Consider the following 26032-nt stretch of genomic DNA (forward strand, 5'->3'; position numbering starts at 1 on the left):
TGGGCGCTTTCGGCAACTCGCTGGGCACCTTTTATATAGAACAGGGCCAGCCTGCCACACAAATAAAGGGCACTATCCCGGACCCGCAGGATGCCAGTAAAAACCTGTTCGTAACCCTGGGCAACTCGGAACCTGAATTCCAGATGAGCTTTTACAACGAAGTGCAGGTGTTCTCCAACCTGAGCCTGCGGGTATTGCTGCACTGGAAAAAAGGCGGGGATAATATTAACCTTACACAGCTGCTTACGGATGCCGGCGGCACCAGCCCCGACTGGGATGCAGACGCCAACGGCAATGGCGTAAAAGATGGTCCCGAGCGCCTGAATGCAGGCAGCGCCGCCATTTTTGTACAGGATGCCAGCTACGTAAGGATCCGTGAAATAGGGCTATATTACAATCTCCCCATTCAGAATAACCGGTACATAAGAGCCATACGGGTAGGCGCATCTGCCAACAACTGGTTCACGTGGACGCATTACATCGGCTACGATCCGGAAGTGTCAAACTTTGGCAGCAATACCATTAACACCAGCGTTAGCCGTGGCAGCAACGGCGTATCTACCGGTGTGGATGTAACGCCCTTCCCTGCTTCCAAACGCATGAGCTTTCATGTGGGCATTGATTTCTGAGCCGGTTTACTTTACACTTAAAAAATTAACTGATGAAACAACCACTCATTACATATATTGCGCAGCATAAACTACGTTTCCTGCAATACCTGCTGCTGGCCGGTTTTACCGCTATGCTGGCCGCCTGCCAGAAAGGAGAGATACCGAACCTGAACACACCACAGGTAGATGCTATTACCCGCAACCCTACCAAGGAAGAGCTGAATAACCTGGTAACCGGCGCCGAGTCGGGCATGCGCTTTACGCTGAATACCTATTACGACGCCGTAGGCATTGTAGGGCGTGAGATATACCGCTTTGCAGGCTCTGAACCGCGCTTTACCTCGGAGCTGCTGGGCGGCGGCAGCTCAACGCTGGATAACAACACCTTTTACATTACCAATCCCTGGGCAGCGCGTTACCGCGTGGTAAGACAGTGTAACATACTGTTGCAGGCCGCCGCCAACTCCAGCTTTATAACAGATGCGCAGCGTAAGGCCTACCTGGGCTTTGCCAAAACCATTATGGCTTACCAGCTGTTGCTGAACCTGAACATGACAGACGCCAACGGCATCCGCATAAGCGTACAGGATTTTGAAAAGCCCGGGCCTATTGTGGCCAGGAACATAGCGTTGGACTCTATTGCGCAAATGCTGGAAGACGGCAAAGCCGATTTTACCGGATCAGCAGTGCTTTTTCCTTTGTCAAGCGGGTTTACAGGGTTTAATGACGCAGCCGGCCTGCTGCGGTTCAACCGCGCGCTGGCTGCCCGGGTAGCGGTATACCGGCAGCAGTGGGCGCAGGCATTAGCAGCCCTGAACGAATCGTTCTTTGACCTGAACGGCAGCCTTACCACCGGCGTATATCATACATTTGGCACTGGCAGCGGCGACCAGCTGAACCCCTGTTTCTTTGCACAGAATGTAACCGGTGAGGTAAGAGTGGCCCACCCTTCTTATGCAGCGGACATTACGCCCGGCGACGACCGCATACAAAAAGCTACCCTGCGCACTGCCGCAGCCAGCCAGAACGGGTTAAGCAGCAACCGGGATGTATGGATCTACACCAGCAATACCGCGCCCATTCCCATTATCCGTAATGAGGAGCTGATACTGATTTATGCCGAAGCCAAGATACAGACCAACGCCTTCCCGGATGCGGTAGTAGCGCTGAACAGGATACGTACGGCACATAATGTAGCACCTTATGCGGGCGCTGTTACACAAGCTGCGCTCATAGATGAAATGCTGCGGCAGCGCCGCTATTCCCTGTTTTATGAAGGGCACCGCTGGATAGATCTACGGCGCTATAACCGCCTGAACACCCTGCCGCTTGACCGGCCGGGCGATGATGTATGGCAGGCGTTTCCGATACCGCAGAATGAAAATCAATAGTGGAAAGTAAAAAGTAAAAAAGTAAAAATAAAAAGCTGAAGGCGGAACTAAAAAAAGAAAGAACCAACGCCAAAGGCCTTAAAAGATAAAAGCAAAAAGCGATCAACCGGAATTACATCCGCGGCAATCGCTTTTTGCTTTCTGCTTTTTGCTTTCTGCTTTTTGCTTTATGCTTTCCGCCCCTACCTCACCGCTCTCCGTTTCAGCTCTTTCCTGATGAGGCTCAGCTCCCGGCCCATTTGCCCGGAGATGGAAGTATTTTCCTGCGCCCGGCGAATGAGGTAAGGCATTACATCCTTTACCGGGCCATAAGGGAGGTATTTAGATACATGATAACCGGCATGCGCCAGGTTAAACGTGATATTATCGCTCATTCCCAACAGCTGTGAAAAGTTAACGTGCGGGTGGTTATGCGGCAAACCTTTGGCATCCAGCAGGCGGGCGGCCAGCATGCAGCTTTGCTCGTTATGGGTGCCGATGAACACGGCCAGCTTATCCAGCCGGTCTATACAAAAGGTAACCGCTTCGTTATAATCTTTGTCGGTTGCTGCTTTGTGGGGTTGTATGGGGGAGGGATAGTGCAGCTCCCCGGCGCGTTTACGCTCTTTTTCCATATAAGCGCCGCGTACCAGCTTGGCGCCTAACAGGTACCCCTGCTGCTGCGCCTTATTAAAGGAAGCTTTCAGAAACTCCAGCCGGTCGTGGCGGTACAGCTGGAAGGTATTGTACACAATTACCTGCTGCCGGTTGCAAAGGTGCATCATTTCATCGGCCAGGTCATCTACCGGCTGCTGGATCCACGATTCTTCCGCATCAATCAGTAACCCCGTCTTATGTTTAGCAGCTGTTTCCGCAATGGTTTTAATGCGGCCCCGCACCCTTTCAAACTCCTGCTGTTCCGCCGCATTCAGTGTTTGCCCGCTGTGTAGTTTCTCCAGCAGCCCAAAACGGGCAAAGCCGGTTACTTTAATGGCAATAAAAGGAATGTTGGGATTGCCGGCTGCATATTCAATGGCGCGTATAAACTCCGGCACTGCATGGTCGTAGTTCTCCTCTCCTTCCATAGCTTCCACGCCATAATCCAGCGCAGCGCCTACATGGTACTTGCCCAGCACCTGGGCGGTATGCGCGGCTTCCTGCAGGTTTTCGCCGCCGCAGAACTGGTCAAAAATGGTGTGCTTTATAATACCTTTTACCGGCAGTCGTAATTTAAAGGCCAGGGGGGTTAACACGGCGCCCAGCTTTACAAGCCATGGTTTGCCAATATTGCTGAACAGGAAATCGGCCTTTTTCAACGCCCTATCTGTTTTGTGTTCAAATGCAATAGCGGTGTTGTCAAACGACAACGGAAGCTGCTTTTCCATGGGCCGCAAAGTTAAGGGGCGCCCCTTGTTTTAACAAAAATCTGTTTATTTTTAACACTCCCAGTAAAAATGTCATGTTCAACACAAGCGTACAAAACACCTTACCTATCACAGGCCTGCTATTACTGGCAGCCATGCATCTGCAATGCCAGCCAACGCAAAAGGAAGACCCGGTCAAAAGCCTGCTGAAGCCACAAACCGCCTATACCACTTACCAGGGACAGGTAGGCGGGCGAAAAAAATTTATGCTGGCAGACAGCAGCATGGTGATCCTGAATGCCGGCTCCCGCCTGCTGGTACCCGCCACTTTTCCGCAAAAGAGCCGGGAAATAGTGCTGGACGGGGAAGCCTTTTTTGAGGCAGCGCCCAATGCGCACGGCCAGCCCTTTATTGTAAAAACAGACAAGCTAACCATTACCGCCCTGGGCACCACGTTCCGCATACGGTCTTTTACGTCGCAGCCGGGCGCTACGGCTTACCTGCTAAAAGGTAAGGTAAGGGTAGCCAAAACCTACCATTCCGATACCGATAACCAGCCGGAGATACTGGAACGCGGGCAAATGGTGCTGGCCAATAAGGATATTGACCTGATGGAAAAGGAAACCTACCAGCCTGCAGAGCTGGAAACCTGGCTGCGCGGCGACCTGCGGTTTAAAAATGTGCCGTTCATGACAATGGTACGGCAGCTGGAAGACTGGTATGCGGTGACCATTACCGTAGAGGGCAATGTATCATCTGTGGAGAATATTACGGCCAGCTTTCAAAACAACACCCTGCAGCAAACGCTGAACATATTGCAGAAAGTAGCGCATTTCAGCTATGAAATAAAAGGGAATGAGGTAACGATTGATGTACGTTAATAAAAATAAGGCGGCCAAAAGATGCCTTTTGACCGCCACGTATTTATAACGGCATATGCTTTCAGCTTAACGCGCCGCCTGCCTTTTGCAGCAGGGCCAGGGTTTTGCGGATGCCTTCCTCTTCCGGGAACTGCTGTCCTTCGTACTCAATGCCAACATGCCCGGTGTAGCCGGCGTCTTTCACGATCCTGAGCATACGGCTGTAATCCGTTTCAACGCAGTTGCCGTTAGCATCAAAGTCATAGGTTTTGGCGCTAACGCCTTTGGCAAAGGGCATCAGCTCCTGCACACCTTCATAACGGTCATATTCTTCCAGGCATTTGGTTTTGGCCCATCCTTCAGGTGTATTGCTTTCCGGTTTGGTGCGGTTCAGGCAAAAGTTGCCAAAGTCGGGCAGCGTGCCGCAGTTAGGCATGTTCACAGTTTTCATAACGTTGGCCAGCCATTTGCCGTTAGAGGAGGTGCCGCCGTGGTTTTCAACAATCACGTTGATGTTATGATCTTTACCGAATGCAGACAGCTTGCTCAATGACTCAATCACAGCTTTGGAAACACCTTCTGGTTTGCCCTCTCCTGCCGCATTTACACGAATGGCATGACAGCCCAGGAACTGGGCGGCCTCTACCCATTTGTAATGGTTCTCTACCGCCTGCATCCTTTTTTTGGCGTCCAGGTCGCCCATTTCGCCTTCGCCGTCGCACATGATCAGCACACTTCGTACGCCGTTATCGTCGCAGCGTTTTTTCAGCGCTGTTAAATAGGCTTTATCCTTGGCCTTGTCTTTAAAGAACTGGTTAACATATTCCACTGCGGCTATCCCGAAATCGTTTTTGGCTTTAACGGGAAAGTCGAGATGGTTCATTTTACCGGCAAACAGCGCCCGGTGAAACGACCATTCAGCCAGTGATATTTTAAAGAACAACGGCCCTGCAGCCATTTTACCGGATGTGCTGTCTTCAGCCGCGGTGGAGTCGGCGGCTGTTCCGCCGGTGCTGTTACCATTATTGCAGGCCGCCAAAACGCCTGGCAGCATGCCCATGCCCATAGTGTACAAACTTAATTTACGGAGGAATTCCCGCCGGTTGCCGGATGATGTGGTCATATACGTGGATTTCTGGTGAAGGGACAAAATACAAAAATCCAGGTTACAAATGCTTCATTAATAGCTCATAACATTATTATATTTAATAATATTTTACTATCTTGCGTCCCATAATAATCCTATTACCTATGAAAATGAACCGAATACTTTTCCTGTTAGCAGGTGTTTCCCTGCTTTTTTCCTGCAGTAAGAAGGATGATGTTGAAAACCAACCTGCGGGGCAGGCATTGCCCGGTAAATGGACCATGATCACGCAATACAGAACGTATAACCAAAGCGGCGCCATACAAAAAGACACTGTGAATTATGCGGCAGAAAGCAACTACTGGACCTTTGACGCCACGGCCGGTAAAATCTACCAGCTGAAAAATGCTTTCCCCGATACAGTGGCTTATAAGCTGATAGAGAATGATACAAAGATTGTTACTTCTGTGGATGAACAGTTCATCTTCCAGCTGGACACTTTAACCATTCAAACTTTAACTGATCACCAGTTAAAGCTTTCCGGGCATTACACTGCACCTTATTCAACAGATGTGATCTATAACTTCGGCAAATAATGCAGCTTACGCCATAAACGCCACCACACGGCTGATCACCTGCTCGTTGCGCATAATGCGGAAATGCCCTTCGCTGCTGATCTTCAGGGATTGTATAGAGGGATATTGCCGCAGGAAATCTTCAATTTGCTCCTGTTTTACCACACCGTCATTTTCGTCGTACGCGATCAGTATTTTCCCGGCTTTTATCTGGTCAATATGTTTGAAAAGGTCCAGCTGCCGCAGGTCGTTCTGCAACGTTTTTATAATAATCTCCTGCACCCTGGGCATAACGCGGTCGGGAATACGAAACAGCTGAAAGGTTTCCCGGAAAAACACCGGTGCGCTTACCGCCGAGCTAACCATTACCAGCCGCGGTACCTGTACCTGCTTGTGCACCAGCGCCAGGGCGGCGCTAAGGCCGCCCAGCGAGTGACCTACAATGGCATGCACAGGGCCTATGCGGCCCAGCAGCTGCTCCAGCACATGCATCCACTGCACTAAGTTGGTTTGCCGGCCTTCCGATGCGCCATGCGCAGGCGCATCTATGCCTATTACCTCATAGCCTGCGTTTACCAGCGCGGTGATCATTTGCCTGAAATCAAACGGGCTGCCACCCCAGCCGTGCAGCAGCAATATTTTTTTACCGGGTTGTCCCCACCGGTAAGTATATATGGTAATGGGCCGTTCATCAAAAGGATAACGGCTAAAGCGCATACGAGCAGCTGCCGCCTTTTGCTTTACTGCCAGGTGCGACTCGCGCAGCTTTCTTTTCGGCGGCCGGCTGTACATAGAGAGGAACATGCGCGCGGTTAATCCCGGAAAAGGCTTGCCCAGCCGGGATAATACAAAGGCTGATACTTTAAGTGCAAACGGCAATACCTGTTGCTGCTCCATAAAAAGACCGATTGGTTTATTAATAGAAAAAATCAAAGGGCGTGCTGTTCCAGCTCCTCCCTTAACATGCCCACCACCATTTTCATTTGTTTATTATTGTTGTTAACCCGGCTTACCAGCGTTGCGCCTTCCAGCATGGTGAACATTTTAACGGCAAAACGCTGCGCATCCCATTGGGGGCTGAACTCGCCGCGTTCAATACCGGCGGTAACCAGTCGCACAATCCTGTCGTGGAAATAGGCAATCAGCCTGCTTACCCGTTTGCGCAACTGGGGGTGGGTATCATCTGCATCTACCCCAAAGTTCAGTATGGGACAGCCCCCGGCTATAAACGGATGCAGGGGATAGCTGCTGTAAAATGCAAACAACGCCTCAAACTTTCCGCGGATGGTAGGCTCCGGCGCAGTAATGCCTGCCAGCTTTGCCTTGAGAGTGCCGGCAATATGATCAAAGGCTGCGATCAGTATGTCGTCTTTAGTGTCAAAGTTGCCATACACGCCGCCTTTGGCCAGCTGTGTGGCTTCCATAATGTCGCTGATGGAGGTGCCGGCAGCGCCCTTGCTGTTAAAGATAGGCGCTGCCTTTTCTATGATCAGCTGCCGGGTGCGGTCTGATTTTTTCATACATATAAATTTAGACCTATCGGTCTAAAATAAAAAATAAAGTTTTGAAGCGGCGGTTGCAGGCATAAAAAAGCCGCATCAAAAGTTAGCGATGCAGCCTCTCCTTATGTGGCGCCGGTATAAGCAGGCTGTTACACCCGCCTACATGGTTTCTACCTCGTGCTTATGACGGGGCTTATAATACAGGTAGTAATAGGCCAGTATAACCACGCCTGTCATGAAAGGAATTACTGCCAGGTGCTTGTAGGTAATATTGCCGGTAATAGTATCGGCGTCAAAGTGCATAAACTCGCTGATCATCCAGTAGGAGTTGGCAGTGATCCATACGGTGATGGCCAGGTTGTGGCACAGTTCTGATACAAACTGGCGGGTGCGCCATGCAATTACAATAGATATGATGAGCGTGGGAAATATCATGGCAATGCCCAGCGGCTTCCAGATCATGCACCAGCTGATATCTTTCAGCAGCCAGAAAACAATGTGCAGGTTTTCCATGCGCCGGTAGCTTACCGGTATGCTGTACATATCGCCGGCTGCTTTGCCGGCAGGGATAGTAGTGGTTTGAGTAAGGGTATCTTGCGCCATAGCTGCAAAAATATAAAAAGCGGCCAATTGTAGGTACGGGGCAGGCTGTCGTAAAATGACAAATCATTGGCGCCTGCGGGTAACAGCCGGGCGGCGCCGCAGTAGTAGTTTTGTTCCATCAATCACAACAAAAACTTGCACTATATGGAAAAGCAAACTTTAGCAGTGGTAAATGAATTTGTAACCGCCGTACAACAGGTGAACCTGGAAAAATTAGGCACCCTGCTGCACCCTGAGGTTACCTGGGAGCAACCCGGCAACAACCGTTTCTCGGGCCGCAAGCAAACCAGCGCCGAAGTATTTCAGATGGTAGGCGGCATGTTTGAAGTATCGCAAAATACCATGTCGTTAGCCGATGTAAAGGTGCTGGCGGTGAACGGCAACAGCGCGGCCTGCCTGCTGCGCTGGAAAGCCAGCCGTCCCGGCGCGCAGCTTGATACTGATAACATTGACGTATATACGGTGGAAGACGGCAAAATTGTAGCGGCTAAAATTTATATGGCCGATATGGCCCAGGAAGACGCTTTCTGGGGTAATTAACAGCCGCGGTTGCGCTCTCCTTCCGCCATTCAATAGCGCTATGGCTGCCCGGCTGATCTCCATGCTTCACTCGCCGCCGCTTTCAATATGGTAAGCGGCGGCAAAGCTGCCCTATGGGCACATCGCCAAAGGTGTGCGCATAGGGCATTATCCCCTGGTACACGGGCCTGCCTATGTGGAACACCTTTACCTGCACCTTGCCGCCGGCAGGGGCCTGCAGCCGCGCATCCGACTGAAAAACAACAATCCTGTTCTGCGCGCGAAGCGTTGGCATACCAAAAACTAACCATAACAGGCATACGAATTTTTGTACAGCACCAGGCATAAAGCCGCAGCATACGGGCATACAGGTTTGGGCGGCCGCCTGCCTTCACAAACGGGGGAATGGATAGTTCCTTTTCTCTTTTTAACCAAACGGCTATTGTTTGTAATAATATTCCGTATATTCGGTACCTGAATGCAGTGGCAACGCCACGCCCCAAAAGATCCAGGAACAACTTTTTTATCATCCCTTATAAATACTGCTATCTATGGAGAGCAATATCCCTGACAATTCCGAGCCCACGCAGGATTATGTTTTACTTACCGTGTTAAGTGTGTTTTTTGGCGCCCTGGGTGTTACGCTACTGTACCTCGTGCTGAAAATATGGCCGTCGGGCATCAGCAGCGTGCCTGAAAACGTACGCATTTTCGGCTCCAGCTACCTGCTTACGCCCGAACACCGGTACCTGTTGCTAATGACATTAGGCGGCGCGCTGGGAGCCAGCGTGCACCTGCTTATTTCCTTTACCGCCTTTGTAGGCAACCGCGCCTTTGTAACATCCTGGGTGCCGTGGTATATGCTGCGGCCTATTATCGGCGCGGGCATGGCGCTGTTCTTTTACATGCTGCTGCGCGGCGGCATTCTTACTTACAGCCCATCCACCACCTCGCCTCCCAATGTAGCGCAAACCAACGCACCGGCTGCGCAGCCCGATACCAGCAATAAGGTACAGGGGCCGCCGCCTGCCCCGGCCGGCGATACTACCGGTGCCGATACTACGGGCAATGATACTTCAGGAAATAACACTTCCGGCAGCAATGCTTCCGGAAACCCGGCCGCGCCGCCTGCCGCAGCAGCCGGTAACATACCCCCCGTTACGCAACCGGCGCCGGTACCGCCCCTTAACCCCTTTGGCATGATGGCAATTGCCTGCATGGTAGGCCTGTTTTCAAAAGAGGCGTCTAAAAAGCTGGAGGAGCTGTTTAAAACCCTGTTTAATGTAAGGGAAGAGCAGCAGGTGCCTTATAAAGACAAGCTGCCTACTGATAAACGTGCGCAGGACCCGGCCAGCACCGTGGCGGTTACGCCGGAAGCCGGCGCTAAAGGCGGCGCTGCACCGGCAGATGACATTAACGATGTGCTGCCCGATGCAGATGATGACGCCACCGGAGAACCGGACCATAAAGATGCTGAACCCCAGGGCTAAAACTTATTTAACATGACACAGTACAGAGTAAAAACAGCATTGCGCCTGCGCAGCGCAGCCGCTATAGAACCCGGCAACATTATAGCTGTATTACCGCAAGATACCCTTGTAACAGAAACTACCGGCCCCCAGGCCATGGGCTGGGTGTTTGTAAATACAACTCTCAGCGGCCGGCAGCTGCAGGGCTTTGTAAGCTCGGCCTACCTGGATGCCGTAGCGCCGGACCTGCCGGATATTACAGCCGCCGCTGTACAGGAAGTGCATATGCAAACCGCGCAAAGCATTTCCCGTTCACGCACCAGCGGCCGCAGCTACCCGTTAAATGAGCCCAATATGCCCATGCGCACGGGAACAGATGCGCTTACAAAAGCGAACCAGCTATGGCAGATCATTAATTTCCTGGACGTGGTAAAAAGCCCGCGTTACCTGCCTGCCAACAAGCAAACTTTTTGCAACATTTATGCGTACGATTATTGCTACCTTGCCAAAGCTTACCTGCCCCGTGTTTGGTGGAGCGGCAAAGCCCTTACGCGCCTGGCTAAAGGAGAAACCGTACCGGTTACCTATGGCGATACCATTAATGAAATAACAGCCAATGGCCTGTACAACTGGTTCAATGATTTCGGGGATGATTTTGGCTGGCAGCGTATGTTTGACCTCACCGCTTTCCAGGAAGAGGTGAATAAAGGAAAAGTAGGCATTATTGTAGCACAGCGCACCGTGCTGTCCCTGTCCGGCCATATTGTGGCCGTAATTCCGGAAGACGCAGCCAATAAGGCAATACGTGTAGGCGGCCAGGTTACCATGGTGCTGCAAAGCCAGGCCGGGGCCAAAAACAAAAGGGCCGTAACCAGCCAGTGGTATTTATCATCAAAATTCAGGGGCTTTGGCTGCTGGCTGCATGAGTAGGCCCCAACAAATTGCTATGTTATATCAAAATAAAAAGAGCAGCCTTTTTCTGCTGTTGCTATGCATTCCCTTTTACCTGGGCGCCCAATCCGTTAAAATTGTTACTAACCACGTTGGGTATGAAAACACCAGGGCCAAGCAGGCCGTGATTGTTGCCGGCAAACAGCTGCGCATAAACAGCTTCCTGCTGCAGGACGCCGCAACCGGCAAAACAGTATACACCGGCAAAACCGTATTTACCGGCCCGGTGCGGCACTGGAAAAACTGGGTTTTCTGGACCCTGGATTTCAGCAGCTTTACCACGCCCGGTACTTACCAGCTGCAAATAACGGCTGCCGGCCAACCAGTCACCTCCTACCCGTTCCGCATTGGCAAAAATGTACTGGAGCAGGCTACCATTTCCGATGTGATCTATTACTTTAAAGGACAGCGCAGCTCCGGCCTGCTGGACCAGGCCGACCATCACCTGCTGCTGGCCGGCAGAACCGATACCGTGGATATGCATGGCGGCTGGTATGATGCTACCGGCGACTATGGCAAACATCTTTCGCACCTTTCGTTCTCTACTTACTTTAATCCGCAGCAGATTTCCCTTACCGTGTGGAGCCTGTTAAAAACCTATGGCCTGCTGCGCAGGAAAAGCGGCACCGATTACCGGCAGTATAACCGCCGCCTGCTGGATGAAGCCATGTACGGCGCAGATTACCTGACCCGCATACACCCGGCCAACGGTTCTTTTTACCGCTCCGTATCAGCCCCCGGCCCGGGCAAGCTGGCAAAAGACCGCGTGGTGGCCGGCAGGGAAATGGGCTACAGCATTAAAAAATCGAAAGACCAGGCGGCGGATAAAAAAACCGCCGGCGATGACTGGTACAGCTACCAGGCCAGCTACCGCTCGGGCGCCGGCATTTCCATTGCCGCACTGGCCATTGCAGCATCCTATGATACTTCCGGTGAGTACACCAATGCCGATTACCTGCATGCCGCAGAAGAAGCATTTGATTTCCTGGAAAAGAAGAATGCTGTGATGACAAACGACGGCAAGGAAAATATTGTAGATGATTACTGCGCCCTGGTGGCTGCCACCGCGCTGTACAAAACCACAAATAAACCTGTGTACAAAACAGCCGCCGATAAAAGAGCCGCGCAGCTCATGCAGCGCCTTACATCTTGGAAAAAATATCACGGTTACTGGCGTGCCGATGACAAGGACCGCCCTTTCTTTCACGCTGCAGATGCGGGCTTTCCGCTGGTAGCCCTGATGGAATATTATGATATTGCCGGCAGCGATACACAGCAGCAGGTTAAAGCCGTTATCAAACGCTCACTGGCTTTTGAGCTGGCAATTACGCATGAGGTAAACAACCCCTTTGGCTACAGCCGCCAGCTGGTGCAGGACACTACCGGCAACCGCCACAGCTCCTTTTTCTTTCCCCATACAACAGAAACTGCGCCCTGGTGGCAGGGAGAAAATGCGCGCCTGAGCTCCATGGCCAGCGCCGCCCGCATGGCAGCGGTGCTGTTTAAAAACGATAAGCCTTTGCACGACAGCCTGGAAAGCTTTGCGCTGGACCAGCTGAACTGGATATTGGGCCTGAACCCTTACGATGCCTGCATGCTGCAGGGCACGGGCCATAATAACCCTGCCTATGGCTTCTTTGGCACCTTTGAATATACCAATGCGCCCGGCGGCATTGTAAATGGCATTACCAGCGGGTTAGATAATGAAGAGGATATTGACTTTAACCTTTCCTATGCCACTACCGGTAAGGATTACGACTGGCGCTGGGCCGAACAGTGGCTGCCGCACGCTGCCTGGTATTTGCTGGCCGTAGCTTTGGCGGATTAAAACAGGATGATATGACGAACTTATTCCGCCTGCCCGAGCTGCTGCTGTTCCTGCCCCTTATTGTAATGCTTGGATGGGCCAATTCATCCATAGACGTTCACATGCACGATACCTACTGGGTGATCGGAAACGCCGGCTATACAGCTATCACGCTGCTTTTGCCATTGCTGTTCACAACATGGGTAATGCATGTGCTGCTGCGCAGGCGCGAATGCCTGTCGGGCACGTGGCGCTGGACGCAGGTGGGCGTTACCCTGTTTTGCGCGGTGGCAGCAGGCATTATTGTAGCGTGCTTACAACATGCAATGCCCCGCCGTTATTACAGTTATTCCGGTGATTCCGGCCCGGGTGCGTTTACTGATCTTTTTACGTTGTATAAGCTGCTGCTGGCATGTGTGGCAACATTTTTACTTTGCCAGCTGGTGTTCTGGATTACCGGTACTGTGTTGTTGTTGAAGCGGCGGTAGAGCGGCTTGCTTTGTACAGATGCAGGCAATAGCAGTATGCATGCCAGCTTACCGCAATCCGCTGCAACTGTTCCTTGCGGCTGATCCCTTTTTCATGTGATTATTTTAACCTGCCCGCCAAACGCCTGAAAACTTGCATGCTACCTAAAATGATTGTTACTTAAACTATAAATACATGATTACCAGTAAATAATTAATATTTTCTTTTATTTATATTTTTTTATTTGTATTTTGCCGCTTCCAAGAAACATATCTTTATTAAAAGCGCTTAATACTAACATGTTACGTACTTCCTTATCCTATGATTACGGAAAGCAAGCAGGTTTGTCGCTTTCTTTGCTGGTAATTTGCTCTCTTTTTTCTGCCCGGCAGTCAGTTGCCGCCAACCATTCAAAAGATAACTTAGCTGTTGACACATCTATTTTCCAGGCATCCGATGCACCTGCAACGCCCATTGTGGATGATGGTATGCCTATTGAAGTAGGGGTAAAGTTCAGGTCTGTACAGGCGGGGCAGGTAAACGGCATCCGTTTTTATAAAAGCAAGGCAGGTAACAGCAAATACCAGGTGCACCTTTGGAGCCATACCGGTCAAAAGCTGGCAGAAGCAGCCTTTAAAGGCGACAGCAGTGCTGTTGGCTGGACAGAAGTATTGTTTGAAAAACCGGTGGCCGTTGCCGCCAACACCACTTATATAGCCGCTTATTTCAGCGGCGGGGGCGATTACTCCAGCACCAACCCTTACTTTACGAAAGGCGTGGTGAACGGGCCTATACACGCGCTGGCCAGTGGAGAAGACGGTCCTAACGGCGTTTATAAATATGCGGATAAACCGGCTTTCCCGGGCGATAATTTCGGCACTAACAACTACTGGGTAGATGTAGTGTTTATACCAGACGCCAACAGCCCGGTAATAACCACCGATGCGGGCAGCCACCGTACCAGCGCTGCAGATACCACAGGGCCGGCCATTAATGCGCTAAAAGCAGTATCTAACCCGGATGGCACTGTTACCATTCACTGGACCACCAATGAAAATGCAGATGCCGCCGTGCATTATAATATAAGCGCGGAGAACCTGTCGCTGCAAACAGCAGACGCCCGGGCAATCAAAGAGCACGCCGTGCGCGTGAGCGGCCTGGTGCCTGGCGTAACTTATTACTACCGCGTGTCTTCCAAAGACAAAGCCGGTAACATTACCACCAAGCCGTCAGCAGTTGCGCCGCCATTAAAGTTCATGCTTGCGGAAGCGCCCTGCGCTATTGATAATTCGCAGCAAGGATTTAACCTCGGCAACCCGGATATAGGCACGGCCGTTACCGCCAGTGGCGCAGTTACCCTGCAGCCGGCGGTAAGTGAAGAATTTTTAAGCCTGGTGAAAACCATTCCCGATGGCTGGACCGGCGCCCGCTATAACAGCGATGGCACAGCATCCAACAACAACGGGGTGATAACCGCCAGCGGCATACACATATTTTCCGATCATACCTACGAACCGGGCGCCACGATGGAGTTTGCAGCTACTTATACAGCCGGCGCCTACCAGAACATTGGCTGGTCAATTGATCAGCCTTATGTGGACGGTCCATGGATAACCATTGGCCAGGGCTCGGGCGACGGCAACCTGTATGCGCGCGCCTCCAACAACGTTTCGGTAAACCTGGGCTCCAACCTGCTGGACTCAATGCACCGTTATAAGATCAAATGGAACCCGGCCAGCTTTGAGTTTTTTATAGATGATAATCCCAAACCAGCCGCCACGATTAATATGACGCTTACGTCAAAAATGTATGTGCAGATAAGCGACTACGCCAGCACAGACGGCGCTTTATCTATAGACTGGATGCACATTGCGCCGTATGCGGCGGAAGGCAGCTTTACCTCCCGTGTGTTCGATGCCGGCGACGCTACTGACTGGGGCGCCGTTACCTGGCATGCAGACACGCCGCCGGGCACCAGTATATCCATTTCCGTTAGCAGCGGCACCACTCCCAACCCGAACGATGGCTCCTGGCTAACCTTTAAGCCAATTACCGCACCGGGAGAAGCTGCCGGCATCAGCGGACGCTATATACAGTATAAAGCAACGCTTAAAACCACCGACACCAAGATTACGCCGGTGCTGAAAGAGGTGGCTATTAACTGTAAAGGCAACAGCCGTATGACACAGCAGGCTAAGGAAGCCCTGAAGCCCGCTGCCCCGTTGAAACCTGCAGCCACTGAATTAAGCATAAAGGTGATGCCTAACCCCAGCTCCGATTACTTTGAGCTGGTAAGCACCACCCCCAATAACGACAAACTTTTGCTGGTGAACGTGCTTGATACCTACGGCCGCATTGTGGAAAGCCACCGCACCGTAGCGCCCAACAGCTCTTTCCAGTTCGGGCAATCATTATCGCCCGGCAATTACTTCCTGGAAGTGGTGCAGGACAGCCAGCGCAAAACCATCAAGCTCATTAAGATCAAATAATAAGCGGTAAACACCGCGCTCTGCAAGTGAAACACTGGAGGCTGCTCATTATTGGGCAGCCTCTTTTTTTTGCCGCCGCAGCGCCCGCCACTACCCGTCAAAATTATTTTTCCAATAAAAGACAAAATAGTCTTTTATTATTTTTTTCCTCCTATCTTTGCGTCGTAAACTAACTGGAAATGTTCTCAAAAACCTGTGAATATGCCATACGCGCCCTGATCTTTATTGCACAGCAATCAAAGGATGATGTACGGGTAGGTGTGAAAGAGATAGCCAAAGGCATTGGCTCGCCGGAACATTTCATTGCCAAAATATTACAGGAGCTGAGCCGCAAGGGACTGGTGCTTTCCCTGAAAGGCCCTACCGGCGGCTTTTACCTGGATAATAAAACACTGAAGTGTACCCTGGCCGATATAGTAAAAGCAGTGGACGGCGACAAGCTGTTCCTGGGTTGCGGGCTGGGGCTGGAATACTGCTCCGATGCAAGGCCCTGCCCCGTGCACCACGAGTTTAAGAAAATAAGGGCAGACATCTACAAAACCCTGCAATCTATCCGGTTGGGCGAGTTTCATGCGCAGCTGGAAGAAAGCATCGGGTTCCTGAAAAGGTAACGTCCCTTTTTTTGCAATAATAAAAGACAAAAAGGTATTAATATATTTTAGCGATAATCATGAAAACGGATATAAGCACAGAAGCAGATATACATACACTGGTACATACCTTCTACGATAAAGTACGACAGGACGATCTGCTGGCGCCTGTTTTTAACGCAGTCATCAAAGACTGGACGCCACACCTGGAAACCATGTGCCGCTTCTGGAGCACCCTGCTGCTGTATACCAAGCAATACAAAGACGATCCTATGAGCAAGCATATACCGCTTCCCCTCGAAAAAACGCATTTTGACCGCTGGCTGCAGCTGTTCCATGCCACACTGGACGAGCTGTTTGAGGGAGAAATAGCGGAAAATGCCAAGAAAAGGGCCGCCAGCATTGCCCGCATCATGATACACGTAATGCGCATCCCGGGCTAACACAACTCTCATCTAACATATAATCTACCTGACATGACCGTACGAAAACTATGGATAGGACTTGCTTTGGTATTAATTTCCTCTTTTGCCGTCCTGATCTACTTTGGAACCGACATTTATCACAAGCTGCCCCCCATCCCCGGAAAGGTGGTGGACGCACAGGGCAATACCCTGTTCACCGGGCAGGATATTAAAGACGGGCAAAACATATGGCAATCAATAGGCGGGCAAACCGTAGGCAGCATATGGGGGCACGGCAGCTATATTGCGCCCGACTGGACGGCCGATTACCTGCACCGCGAATCTGAAATAATACTGCAGGAGCTGGCCGCAGCAGACGGCAAGGCATATGCCAGCCTGCCGGCCGATGAGCAGGCCTTGTATAAAGAACGCTTAAAGACCACTATACGCAAAAATACATTTAACGAGCAGCAGCAAAGCATTGTGTTTTCCAACGCGCGCACAAAAGCCTTCCGGCAGCTTTCTGACTACTATGCCGGCTTATTCATGACCGATCCGCAGTTTGATGTGCTGCGCGGGCAGTATGCCATTCCAAAGGCTACTATCAAAGACCCGGAGCGCATGCGCAAAATGAACGCCTTTTTTGCCTGGACCACCTGGGTATGCATCACCGAAAGGCCGGGCAGCAACATTACCTATACCAATAACTGGCCGGGCGATGAAACAGTGGGTAATGTGCCTGCTGCCGCCCTGCACGTATGGTCTGGTTTTAGCATATTGCTGCTGCTGGCCGGCGTGGCCCTGCTGATATTATACCACGCCAACAATAAAGATGAGGAAACGGTGCAGCTGCCGGCTGCAGACCCGCTGCGCAATGCACCTGTTACCCCTTCTATGAAAGCCACGCTGAAATACTTCTGGATTGTGAGCCTCCTGATTATTGTACAAATGGCAGCCGGGGTTATAACAGCGCACTACGGCGTGGAAGGCAGCGCCTTTTACGGACTGCCGCTGGATAAATTCCTGCCGGCCTCCGTGTCCCGCAGCTGGCATGTGCAGCTGGCCATTTTCTGGATAGCCACCTCCTGGCTGGCCACCGGCTTATATATTGCACCGGCAGTATCTGGCCATGAACCCCGCTACCAGCGTTTAGGCGTAAACGTTTTATTCGGCGCGCTGGTGGTGGTAGTGGGCGGTTCCCTTACAGGCCAGTGGCTGGGCGTAATGCAAAAGTTAGGGCTGGTTAATAATTTCCTCTGGGGGCACCAGGGTTATGAATACATTGAGCTGGGCCGTATATGGCAAATATTGCTGCTGGCAGGGTTGGTGATATGGCTGGTGCTGATGCTGCGCGCCCTGCTGCCGGCCCTGCGCAAAAAAGACGAAAGCCGCCATTTGCTAACCCTGTTTGTAATTGCATCCATAGCCATTGCGGTGTTTTATGCAGCCGGCTTAATGTACGGGCGGCAAACACACATGGCCGTTGCGGAATACTGGCGCTGGTGGGTAGTGCACCTGTGGGTAGAAGGATTTTTTGAGGTATTTGCCACCGTGGTTGCCGCCTTTCTTTTCTGCCGCCTGGGATTGCTGCGTATTAAGCCGGCAACCACCGCGGTGCTGTTCTCTACCATTGTGTTCCTGTTTGGCGGTATCATAGGCACGTTCCACCATCTTTACTTCAGCGCTACGCCTACAGTAGTGCTGGCGCTGGGCGCTACCTTCAGCGCGCTGGAACTGGTGCCGCTGGTGCTTATCGGTTATGAAGCTTATCATAACTATACGCTCAGCCGCTCTGCAGAATGGATCAAAGCTTACAAATGGCCTATTTACTGCTTTATTGCCATGTGTTTCTGGAACTTCCTGGGTGCGGGCATTTTCGGGTTTGCCATTAACCCGCCCATTGCGCTGTATTACATACAGGGGCTTAACACCACCGCCGTGCACGGGCACACTGCTTTGTTTGGCGTGTACGGCATACTGGGCATAGGCCTGATGCTGTTTGTGCTGCGTGGCCTGTACCCGCAAAAGCACTGGAACAACAGGCTGCTGGCCTGGTCATTCTGGTGCATTAACATAGGCCTGCTGGTAATGGTTACCATTAGCATACTGCCTATGGGCATATTACAGGCAATCGCATCTATACAACACGGCTACTGGTATGCACGCTCCGCAGCGTTCATGCATACAGACACCATGCAGCTGCTACGCTGGCTGCGTGTGCCGGGCGACATTATACTGGCTTTGGGAGAAGTACTTTTGGTGTTTTTCATAATAGGTTTAAAAACAGGATGGTCGCTGAAAGAAGATCGTTAGCTGAATGAGCCATTGAGGGATTGCCGGCCATCCTACCGTTACAGCGGCGCAGGCGCCAAAAGCGCCCCGCCGTTTGTAACGGTTTTTTATTATTTTGTTATCCTCAATTCCCATAACCTTCAAAACTACGCACATGCCCACGTTTACCAGGTTTTTACTGCAAACAGCTGTTTATTCGTTGCTCGTATGCGCTGCCATAGCCCAGGTGGCGCAGGACACCCCGCAGGTTATTCATTTATGGCCCAACGGCGCGCCCGGGTATGAGCGCCGCCGCAATGAGCCGGAAGAGGCAAAGGACTACTATGTAAAAAATATACACAATCCCTCCATTACCGTATACCTGCCGCCTAAGGAAAAAGCCACGGGAGCAGCGGTGGTAATATGCCCCGGCGGCGGGCACCGGTTGCTGGTGTACACATCCGAAGGCGTAGCCCCTGCGCATTACCTGAACAGCATTGGTGTTGCCGCCATTATCTTAAAGTACCGGCTGTTCCGGGAAGAAAATTCGCCGTATACACTGGAAAAAGAGATCCGGCAGGATGCTTACCGCGCCATACGCCTGGTACGCAGCCATGCTGCAGAATGGAATATTGATACCAGCCACGTAGGTATATGGGGCTTTTCAGCCGGCGGTGAGGTAGTAGCCCAGGTAGCCTACCAGCCCGGAGCCGGCGATCCCAATGCCCAGGACCCGGTAGACCGGCTGAACGGCAAACCGGATTTCCAGATACTCGTATATCCCGGCCCGTTAGGCGTGCCGCAGCAGGTGCCGGCTAATGCGCCGCCGGCTTTTTTAATTGCCGCCAATGACGATGAATGCTGCTCCGTACCCATTGTACAGCTGCTGGAACGTTACCGGGCCGCCAAAGTGCCGGTAGAGGCGCATATATTTGCCAACGGCAACCATGCTTTTAATATGGGTTACCGCTCTAACTTAAAATCGCTGAAAGCATGGCCTTCGCTGCTTACCAACTGGCTGGCAGACAGTAACATTTCGCCGCGCGTGAACACGGCAAAACATTCCCAATAATTATGAAGCCGGGTTAATAAAAACGGTATTGCGGAAAATACTGCCGGCAAATACAGCGGGTTCAGTCACGCCGGCTTTCCACGGTATAAACAAAACTGTCTGCCCGGTAATAGCCCAGGTTAAACTCAATGGGCCGCTCCCCCTGGTCATACACATACCTTTTCCGGCAAAGGATTGGGCTGCCGTATTCCACCTCCAGCTTCGCAGCCAGGAATTTGTCGGCCGACCGGGCAAAGATCTCCTCCTTGGAAAGGGTGGCTGTTACCATGTAATCCTTTTCCAGGATGTCGTACAGCGGGCGTTTAAAATCTTCCTCCCCCGTTAGTCCTACCCGTGGATGAAAGTAGGAAATGAAATACACGAAAGGCCCTTCTGCCTTTCCGCGCAGCCGTTCCAGCTTCAGTATTTTCTTGCTGGTGCTGATGTCAAAAAAATTGGCCACTGCATCGTCGGGGGTAACCCAGGTTACATGCAGCTCAAAATTCCTGATCATAATGCCGCGGGCATTCATTTCCTGTGTAAAGCTGAGCCAATTCTTGGATTTGGAGCTGATGGTAGGCTCTGCTACCTTGGTGCCTACTCCTTTTTTCCGGATCAGCAACCCTTCATACACCAGTTTGTTTAAAGCCTGTCGCAACGTGGACCGTGAAATGGCGAGCTGCTTTGCCAGCTGCACTTCATTGGGTAAAAACTTGCCATTGGCGTACTGCGGGTCCCGGATGATGGTACGCAGTAAGTTTTCCGCCTGAACGTGGAGCGGCAAGGGATTTTTGTGATCAATACTAAAGTTCATGTTCGCAATAGATCAAACATAAATGAATAAAAATATAGCTGCAGGAATATGAAAGCATAAGATAGTATGTACGATCAAAGTTAAGGGAAACACGGCAATACCACTCTAACAATTATTCCTATGCCCTATATAAATAGTTGACTATCAATCTAAGAATTTGATTTTAGTTTATTTAACTTATTTTTAAGAATTCTTTGCAAAAGTAAATTTATGTTTATATGTTTGTACATAACTAAAGGGGGCCAGGCCATGCTAATGAGGCGCATCTTTACAATTCCCGTTATAGTTTGCTTAACATGTTTATTGCTAAAAGCTTTTAGCGGGTATTCACAGAACAGGAACAATAGTACAATAGCCACGTCAATACTGGCCGACGGCCGTTTAGATACTATACAGGCACGCGCGCTCCGTTTACTTAACAGCTTTGCCGCAGGCACTTCCTATGGGGAAGTATGGATACGTGATTTCAATACCTTCATTAAAGGATCACTACAGGTGCATCCAAAAGAAAAAGTGAAGGAAATGCTGTTGCTTTTCTTCAAAATGCAAGGCAGCAACGGTAATATAGTGGATGGTATGATTGACTCCCGCAAAGCGCACGGAGGCTATCAATACAGGTATTCCACCCTGGCGCCCGGATGGGCTGCGCATAAGAACACGGTAGAAACAGACCAGGAATCGTCACTGGTACAGGCAGTAAAAAAATATATTGATGTTACCGGCGACCGTTCCATTTTACAGGAGAAAGTAGGCGACAGCACGGTGCTGCAGCGCATGGAGGCAGCTTTCAGCTACCTGCTGAAAGAAAGATGGTCTGAAAAATACGGGCTGGTCACCGGCGCCACTACCATTGACTGGGGCGATGTACAGCCGGAAAACGGCTGGGGTGTGGCTATTAACAGCAAAACAAAATGGGCGGTTGATATTTATGACAACGCCATGTTTGTAATGGCGCTGCAGGATTTCCTGGACATGGCGCCAAAGGACTATCAGCCCTCCAAAGACTGGAAAAACGTTGCGGAACAGGTGCGCCGGCACGTACGCCAGTACCTGTGGCAGCCCGCGGCGCAAAAGTATATACCACACCTGTACCTGAACGGCAGCCCGTTCTCTGCAGCGTTTAACGAGCAGCAGATCCTGTACACCGGCGGCACTGCCTGCGCCATACTGGCCGGCTTTCACGACCATGCCGAAATTGCAGCCATTAACCGGCAAATGGTGCAGGCTGCGGCCAAAGAAAAATATGCCACTATCGGTATTACCGTGTACCCGCCCTACCCGGTCACGGAATTCCGGAACATGAAACCTTACGTATACCAGAACGCAGGCGACTGGACCTGGTTTGGTGGACGTATGATACAAGCGCTTATTGTGAATGGATTTATAAAGGAAGCTATCACCGAGCTGAATCCCATTTTGGAAAGAACCCTTAAATACAATGGGTTCCATGAATGGTATGATGTACAAACCGGTGAACCAAAAGGATCAGGGGATTTCAGGGGTGAAGCAGGCGTACTGTACGACGCCATTACGCTGTTGAAACAATGGGCTACTGCGCATAAATAAGCCACCCGCCCTGTAAACATGTGAATGAATGTGAATGAATGAATATCTTTTCTTAAACCAAAATTCAACAACCACGCGGAAACAAATTAAAAAACCAAATTAAAACTAAAACCATCTTTTCGTTAACAAATCATCTATTCGTAAAACAATCATCTATTCGTAAACAAGCCATCTATTCGTAAAACCAAAATACCTGTTATGAAAAAAAAGTTTATCTATTATGCCATTGCATGTATGTTGCTCTCCATAAATGCAATGGCCCAGCTTAAAGTAAGCGGGCGGGTACTCAGTGCAACGGATAAAACGCCGCTGCCAAACGTGACAATCCAGATAAAGGGCACCAGCAACGGTACCATTACCTCTGAAAGTGGTACGTTCAATATACAGGTGCCCGATGCCAGCGCTGTACTGGTTTTCTCCTTCACAGGTTATGAAACCAAAGAAGTAACGGTAGGCAGCCAAACCAACATCACGGTAACGCTGGCCGAAAACATCAGCCAGCTGAACGACGTGGTGGTGATTGGTTACGGTACCGCCAAAAAATCGGACCTGACCGGTTCTGTAGCCACGGTAAAAGCCGAACAGCTGATGGACAGGCCCGTGCCCAACGTATCACAGGCCCTGCAGGGTAAAGTGGCCGGTGTGGATGTGAACATCAACAGCAGCGCCCCCGGCCAGGTAGCCAAGGTGCGCGTGCGCGGTATTGGTTCCATCAACTCCAACATTGACCCGCTGTATGTAGTGGATGGTGTGATAGGCGTGGACGCCAATGCGCTGAACCCCAGCGACATTGCTTCCATTGAAGTGCTGAAAGACGCCTCCTCTACCGCTATCTTCGGTGCACGCGGCGCAAACGGCGTAATACTGGTAACCACCAAACGCGGTATACGCGGCGGTCCTACCCGGGTAAGCTATGAAGGTAACGTAAACGTAAGCGAGCTGTATCGCCATGTACCTACGCTGAATTCTGACGAGTTTGTGCAGGTGTACAACCTGGCCTTTGCCAACGCTACCAAATTTGACCCGGACCACGGCACCTGGGCGCCTCCCAAAGCGCTGAACCACACTAATTTCCCTTTGCTGTTTGATGCAAACGACAAACCGCTGTACAACACCAACTGGGAAAAAGAAACTTACAAGCCGGCCGTATCTCACAGCCATTACCTGAATGTGCAGGGTGGTAGTGATAAATCCATGTACAGCTTATCACTGGGCTACCTTGACCAGGATGGTCTGATGACACAGTCATGGTTCAAACGTTACTCTACCCGCCTCACCTTTGATAACGACGTTAACAAATGGCTGAGCGTAGGCGGTAACATTTCCGTTGTTTCCAGCAAACAGCGCGTAGTATCGGACGCTAACGGCGCCCTGAACGTACCCCGCATGGTGAGTGAGGAAGTACCCATTTTACCGGTAAAATATCCTGACGGCTCCTGGGCAGGCAACTTTGATATTGATGGCCTGGAAGGCGGTCCCAACCCGGTGCACATTGCCAACAACAGGTACACCATCAACAACAACCTGCAGGCCATCGGCGATGCTTACCTGAACTTTCATATAGCCAGTGGCCTGGACTTTAAAACAGACTTTGGTTATAACCTGAACTCAACCAAGGCCAACTTCTTCTCAGCAGCTGATCTGCCTCACCTGTCAGCAGACCAGGGCGGTGTTGCCACCATTAACAACAACACCAACACTTACTGGCAGTCTGAAAACTACCTGACCTGGAATAAGCAGATCAATGACCACCACCGCATGACCGCCCTGGTAGGTATCTCTTTCCAGAAGTATAACAACGAAAACTTCAATACAGAAGAACAGAACTTCATCAGTGATTTCTTCCAGTACCATAACCTGAATGCAGGTTCCGTACGCCAGGCCATTGGCTCCGGCGATTACGAGTGGGCCATGAACTCTTACTTTGCGCGTGTTACCTATAACATCAGCGACAAGTACCTGTTCACCGCCACCGGCAGGTACGACGGTTCTTCCCGTTTTGGTGAGAACAACAAGTACGCTTTCTTCCCTTCAGTAGGCGCCGGCTGGAACATCAGCCAGGAAGACTTCATGAAGCAGGTTAGCTGGGTTAACCTGCTGAAACTGCGCGCCAGCTATGGTATTTCCGGTAACCAGGAAATTGGCCAGTACCTTTCACAGCCGCAGATCGTAGCCGACAACACCCCGCTGGGTGGCGCTAACGCATCTATCCTGCTGCCCGGTTACATTGGCAACCCTGACCTGAAATGGGAACGTTCCGTACAGTTTGATGCTGGTTTGGAATTCGCAGCTTTTGAAGGCCGCGTTAACCTGAACCTGGATTACTACCGCCGTACCACCAAGGACCTGCTGCTGCAGGCGCCCATTCCCTGGTCTGCCGGTATGCGTACCGCCAACGTTTACCAGAACGTAGGTTCTGTACGTAACAGCGGTATTGAAGTAAACCTGCAAACCACCAACATCAAGAGCAAGAACCTGACCTGGACCACCAACTTCATCTTCACTTCTAATAAGAACGAGATCCTGAAGCTGAACCGTGGTAATGCAGACATCTTCCCTGGTCCTAACTTCCTGGGCCAAACCAACGTGCTGCGCGTAGGCTATCCCATCGGTTCCTTCTATGGTATGACCCGCCTGGGCACCTACAGCACCGACGAAGCTGAGGAAGCAGCCAAACACAGCCTGCTGCCCGGCGACCGCAAGTACATTTACAATGCCGACGGTACTCCGTACTACAGCATCATAGGCCGCGCTTACCCGAAATGGACCGGTATGTTCAGCAGCACCCTGAAATATAAAAACTGGGATTTCTCCTTCGACATTCGTATAGTAGAAGGCGTAAATGCTGCCGCTACCTTCAAGCACTCAACAGAAGACCGCCAGACCCTGGCCAACAGCCTGAAAACAGTGCTGGATGCCTGGACGCCTGAGCACCAGAATACAATGATTGCACAGGTACGCAGCTATAAATTCACCCAGGACTCTCACTTTGATACCTGGTGGGTTGAGGATGCATCTTTCATCCGCGGTCAGAACTTTGTACTGGGCTATACTTTCCCTGAATCTATGTTCGGCCGTACCAAGATCAACCGGTTACGCGTATACGCCAGTGTACAGAACCTGTTCGTGATCACGGATTACACCGGTTATGATCCGGAAGTTGAAACCTTTAACACTACTTACGGTTCAAACAGTGCGTTTTCACAAAACCTGGATTTCTTCTCCTACCCCCGTCCCCGTGTGTGGAACCTGGGCGTATCACTGGGCTTTTAACAGCTTCGTGAAATGGATGTAACGATGTTCCTTTAAAACCAAAGTGAAAACAAAAACCTAAGAAAAATGAAAACAGTAAAAAATATATTATTAGCGGCGCTGGTGATAACGAGCTTTTCCTGTAAAAAGTTCCTGGAAGAAAAGCCTACCGGCTTTATTAAACCAGGCACCGCGCTTTCCGGCACTAAAGTGGCCCGCGCATTCGCGAACAGCTGCTACGAGGATTTGCAAGGCTTCCTGGCCGGCCAGTCCGGCTCTTATGGTGGTAACACCTATAACCTGATGGAGTTCATGACCGGTAAAGCCAACAGTGACCTGGGCCAAACCGGCTATGTAACCTTCCAGAACCTGAGCTACGGCGCCACCTCTTTTTATGTAGATACCTGGT

Annotated in this window: 22 protein-coding genes and 2 pseudogenes; 17 read left to right on the top strand and 7 right to left on the bottom strand. The window is 51.0% G+C overall.

Annotation, left to right across the window (positions count from 1 at the left end; all coding sequences use genetic code 11):
* Positions 1-629: pseudogene (locus tag VFS25_RS08300) on the top strand (SusC/RagA family TonB-linked outer membrane protein); the annotation flags it as partial.
* A gap of 32 nt (positions 630-661) precedes the next feature.
* Complete coding sequence (locus VFS25_RS08305; RefSeq protein WP_326461665.1) at positions 662-2002, top strand: RagB/SusD family nutrient uptake outer membrane protein; 1341 nt, start codon at positions 662-664, stop codon at positions 2000-2002.
* A gap of 182 nt (positions 2003-2184) precedes the next feature.
* On the opposite strand, the gene VFS25_RS08310 is transcribed toward VFS25_RS08305, so the two are convergent.
* Positions 2185-3366, bottom strand: a complete 1182-nt coding sequence (locus VFS25_RS08310) for a proline dehydrogenase family protein (RefSeq protein ID WP_326461666.1) — start codon at positions 3364-3366, stop codon at positions 2185-2187.
* A gap of 74 nt (positions 3367-3440) precedes the next feature.
* On the opposite strand from VFS25_RS08310, the gene VFS25_RS08315 reads away from it, so the two are divergent.
* The gene (locus VFS25_RS08315; protein ID WP_326461667.1) at positions 3441-4226 is read left to right on the top strand and encodes a FecR family protein; all 786 of its coding nucleotides are present in this window, start codon (positions 3441-3443) and stop codon (positions 4224-4226) included.
* Between the two features lie 61 nt (positions 4227-4287).
* Here the strand turns inward: VFS25_RS08315 and VFS25_RS08320 are convergent, their stop codons facing one another.
* Positions 4288-5328, bottom strand: coding sequence for a sugar phosphate isomerase/epimerase family protein (locus VFS25_RS08320; RefSeq protein WP_326461668.1), 1041 nt, complete (start codon positions 5326-5328; stop codon positions 4288-4290).
* Positions 5329-5456: 128 nt separating this feature from the next.
* Here VFS25_RS08320 and VFS25_RS08325 point away from each other — a divergent pair, with 128 nt between their 5' ends.
* A complete protein-coding gene (locus VFS25_RS08325) occupies positions 5457-5888 on the top strand; it encodes a hypothetical protein (RefSeq protein ID WP_326461669.1) in 432 nt (143 codons plus the stop codon).
* Positions 5889-5894: 6 nt separating this feature from the next.
* On the opposite strand, the gene VFS25_RS08330 is transcribed toward VFS25_RS08325, so the two are convergent.
* The 3 genes from VFS25_RS08330 to VFS25_RS08340 all read right to left on the bottom strand — a co-directional run bounded on the left by VFS25_RS08330 (position 5895) and on the right by VFS25_RS08340 (position 7972).
* The gene (locus tag VFS25_RS08330) at positions 5895-6764 is read right to left on the bottom strand and encodes an alpha/beta hydrolase (protein ID WP_326461670.1); all 870 of its coding nucleotides are present in this window, start codon (positions 6762-6764) and stop codon (positions 5895-5897) included.
* A 32-nt stretch (positions 6765-6796) separates the two neighbouring features.
* Entirely contained in the window at positions 6797-7387 is a 591-nt protein-coding gene (locus tag VFS25_RS08335) for a TetR/AcrR family transcriptional regulator (RefSeq protein WP_326461671.1), read from the bottom strand.
* A 141-nt stretch (positions 7388-7528) separates the two neighbouring features.
* Entirely contained in the window at positions 7529-7972 is a 444-nt protein-coding gene (locus VFS25_RS08340) for a hypothetical protein (RefSeq protein ID WP_326461672.1), read from the bottom strand.
* Between the two features lie 144 nt (positions 7973-8116).
* Between VFS25_RS08340 and VFS25_RS08345 the strand changes: the two genes are divergently transcribed.
* Positions 8117-8512: a nuclear transport factor 2 family protein gene (locus VFS25_RS08345; protein WP_326461673.1), complete on the top strand. Its 396-nt coding sequence runs from the start codon at positions 8117-8119 to the stop codon at positions 8510-8512.
* Between the two features lie 82 nt (positions 8513-8594).
* On the opposite strand, the gene VFS25_RS08350 is transcribed toward VFS25_RS08345, so the two are convergent.
* Positions 8595-8786 carry a hypothetical protein gene (locus tag VFS25_RS08350; protein ID WP_326461674.1) on the bottom strand — a complete coding sequence of 64 codons (192 nt, stop codon included), beginning with the start codon at positions 8784-8786 and terminating at the stop codon, positions 8595-8597.
* Between the two features lie 256 nt (positions 8787-9042).
* On the opposite strand from VFS25_RS08350, the gene VFS25_RS08355 reads away from it, so the two are divergent.
* From VFS25_RS08355 to VFS25_RS08395, 9 genes are all read left to right on the top strand, one after another.
* On the top strand, positions 9043-9981 hold the full coding sequence (locus tag VFS25_RS08355; RefSeq protein ID WP_326461675.1) for a hypothetical protein: 939 nt from the start codon (positions 9043-9045) through the stop codon (positions 9979-9981).
* A gap of 12 nt (positions 9982-9993) precedes the next feature.
* On the top strand, positions 9994-10890 hold the full coding sequence (locus tag VFS25_RS08360) for a hypothetical protein (RefSeq protein WP_326461676.1): 897 nt from the start codon (positions 9994-9996) through the stop codon (positions 10888-10890).
* A 16-nt stretch (positions 10891-10906) separates the two neighbouring features.
* Positions 10907-12739 (top strand): glycoside hydrolase family 9 protein, encoded by a 1833-nt coding sequence (locus VFS25_RS08365; protein WP_326461677.1) that lies wholly within the window; start codon positions 10907-10909, stop codon positions 12737-12739.
* An 11-nt stretch (positions 12740-12750) separates the two neighbouring features.
* Positions 12751-13206: a hypothetical protein gene (locus tag VFS25_RS08370; protein ID WP_326461678.1), complete on the top strand. Its 456-nt coding sequence runs from the start codon at positions 12751-12753 to the stop codon at positions 13204-13206.
* A 279-nt stretch (positions 13207-13485) separates the two neighbouring features.
* Positions 13486-15675: a DUF4082 domain-containing protein gene (locus VFS25_RS08375; RefSeq protein ID WP_326461679.1), complete on the top strand. Its 2190-nt coding sequence runs from the start codon at positions 13486-13488 to the stop codon at positions 15673-15675.
* Positions 15676-15854: 179 nt separating this feature from the next.
* The gene (locus VFS25_RS08380; RefSeq protein WP_326461680.1) at positions 15855-16286 is read left to right on the top strand and encodes an Rrf2 family transcriptional regulator; all 432 of its coding nucleotides are present in this window, start codon (positions 15855-15857) and stop codon (positions 16284-16286) included.
* A gap of 59 nt (positions 16287-16345) precedes the next feature.
* Complete coding sequence (locus tag VFS25_RS08385) at positions 16346-16708, top strand: group III truncated hemoglobin (protein WP_326461681.1); 363 nt, start codon at positions 16346-16348, stop codon at positions 16706-16708.
* 33 nt (positions 16709-16741) lie between these two features.
* Positions 16742-18982: a nitric-oxide reductase large subunit gene (locus VFS25_RS08390; RefSeq protein ID WP_326461682.1), complete on the top strand. Its 2241-nt coding sequence runs from the start codon at positions 16742-16744 to the stop codon at positions 18980-18982.
* A 133-nt stretch (positions 18983-19115) separates the two neighbouring features.
* Positions 19116-20012, top strand: coding sequence for an alpha/beta hydrolase (locus VFS25_RS08395; protein WP_326461683.1), 897 nt, complete (start codon positions 19116-19118; stop codon positions 20010-20012).
* A 61-nt stretch (positions 20013-20073) separates the two neighbouring features.
* Here the strand turns inward: VFS25_RS08395 and VFS25_RS08400 are convergent, their stop codons facing one another.
* Positions 20074-20775 (bottom strand): GntR family transcriptional regulator, encoded by a 702-nt coding sequence (locus VFS25_RS08400; protein WP_326461684.1) that lies wholly within the window; start codon positions 20773-20775, stop codon positions 20074-20076.
* 333 nt (positions 20776-21108) lie between these two features.
* On the opposite strand from VFS25_RS08400, the gene VFS25_RS08405 reads away from it, so the two are divergent.
* The 3 genes and pseudogenes from VFS25_RS08405 to VFS25_RS08415 all read left to right on the top strand — a co-directional run.
* Positions 21109-22371, top strand: a complete 1263-nt coding sequence (locus VFS25_RS08405; protein WP_326461685.1) for a GH36-type glycosyl hydrolase domain-containing protein — start codon at positions 21109-21111, stop codon at positions 22369-22371.
* A gap of 198 nt (positions 22372-22569) precedes the next feature.
* A complete protein-coding gene (locus tag VFS25_RS08410) occupies positions 22570-25644 on the top strand; it encodes a TonB-dependent receptor (protein ID WP_326461686.1) in 3075 nt (1024 codons plus the stop codon).
* A 66-nt stretch (positions 25645-25710) separates the two neighbouring features.
* A pseudogene (locus VFS25_RS08415) lies at positions 25711-26032 on the top strand (RagB/SusD family nutrient uptake outer membrane protein); the annotation flags it as partial.

Origin of the sequence: Chitinophaga sp. (assembly GCF_035761305.1) — a bacterium.
Lineage (GTDB): Bacteria > Bacteroidota > Bacteroidia > Chitinophagales > Chitinophagaceae > Chitinophaga.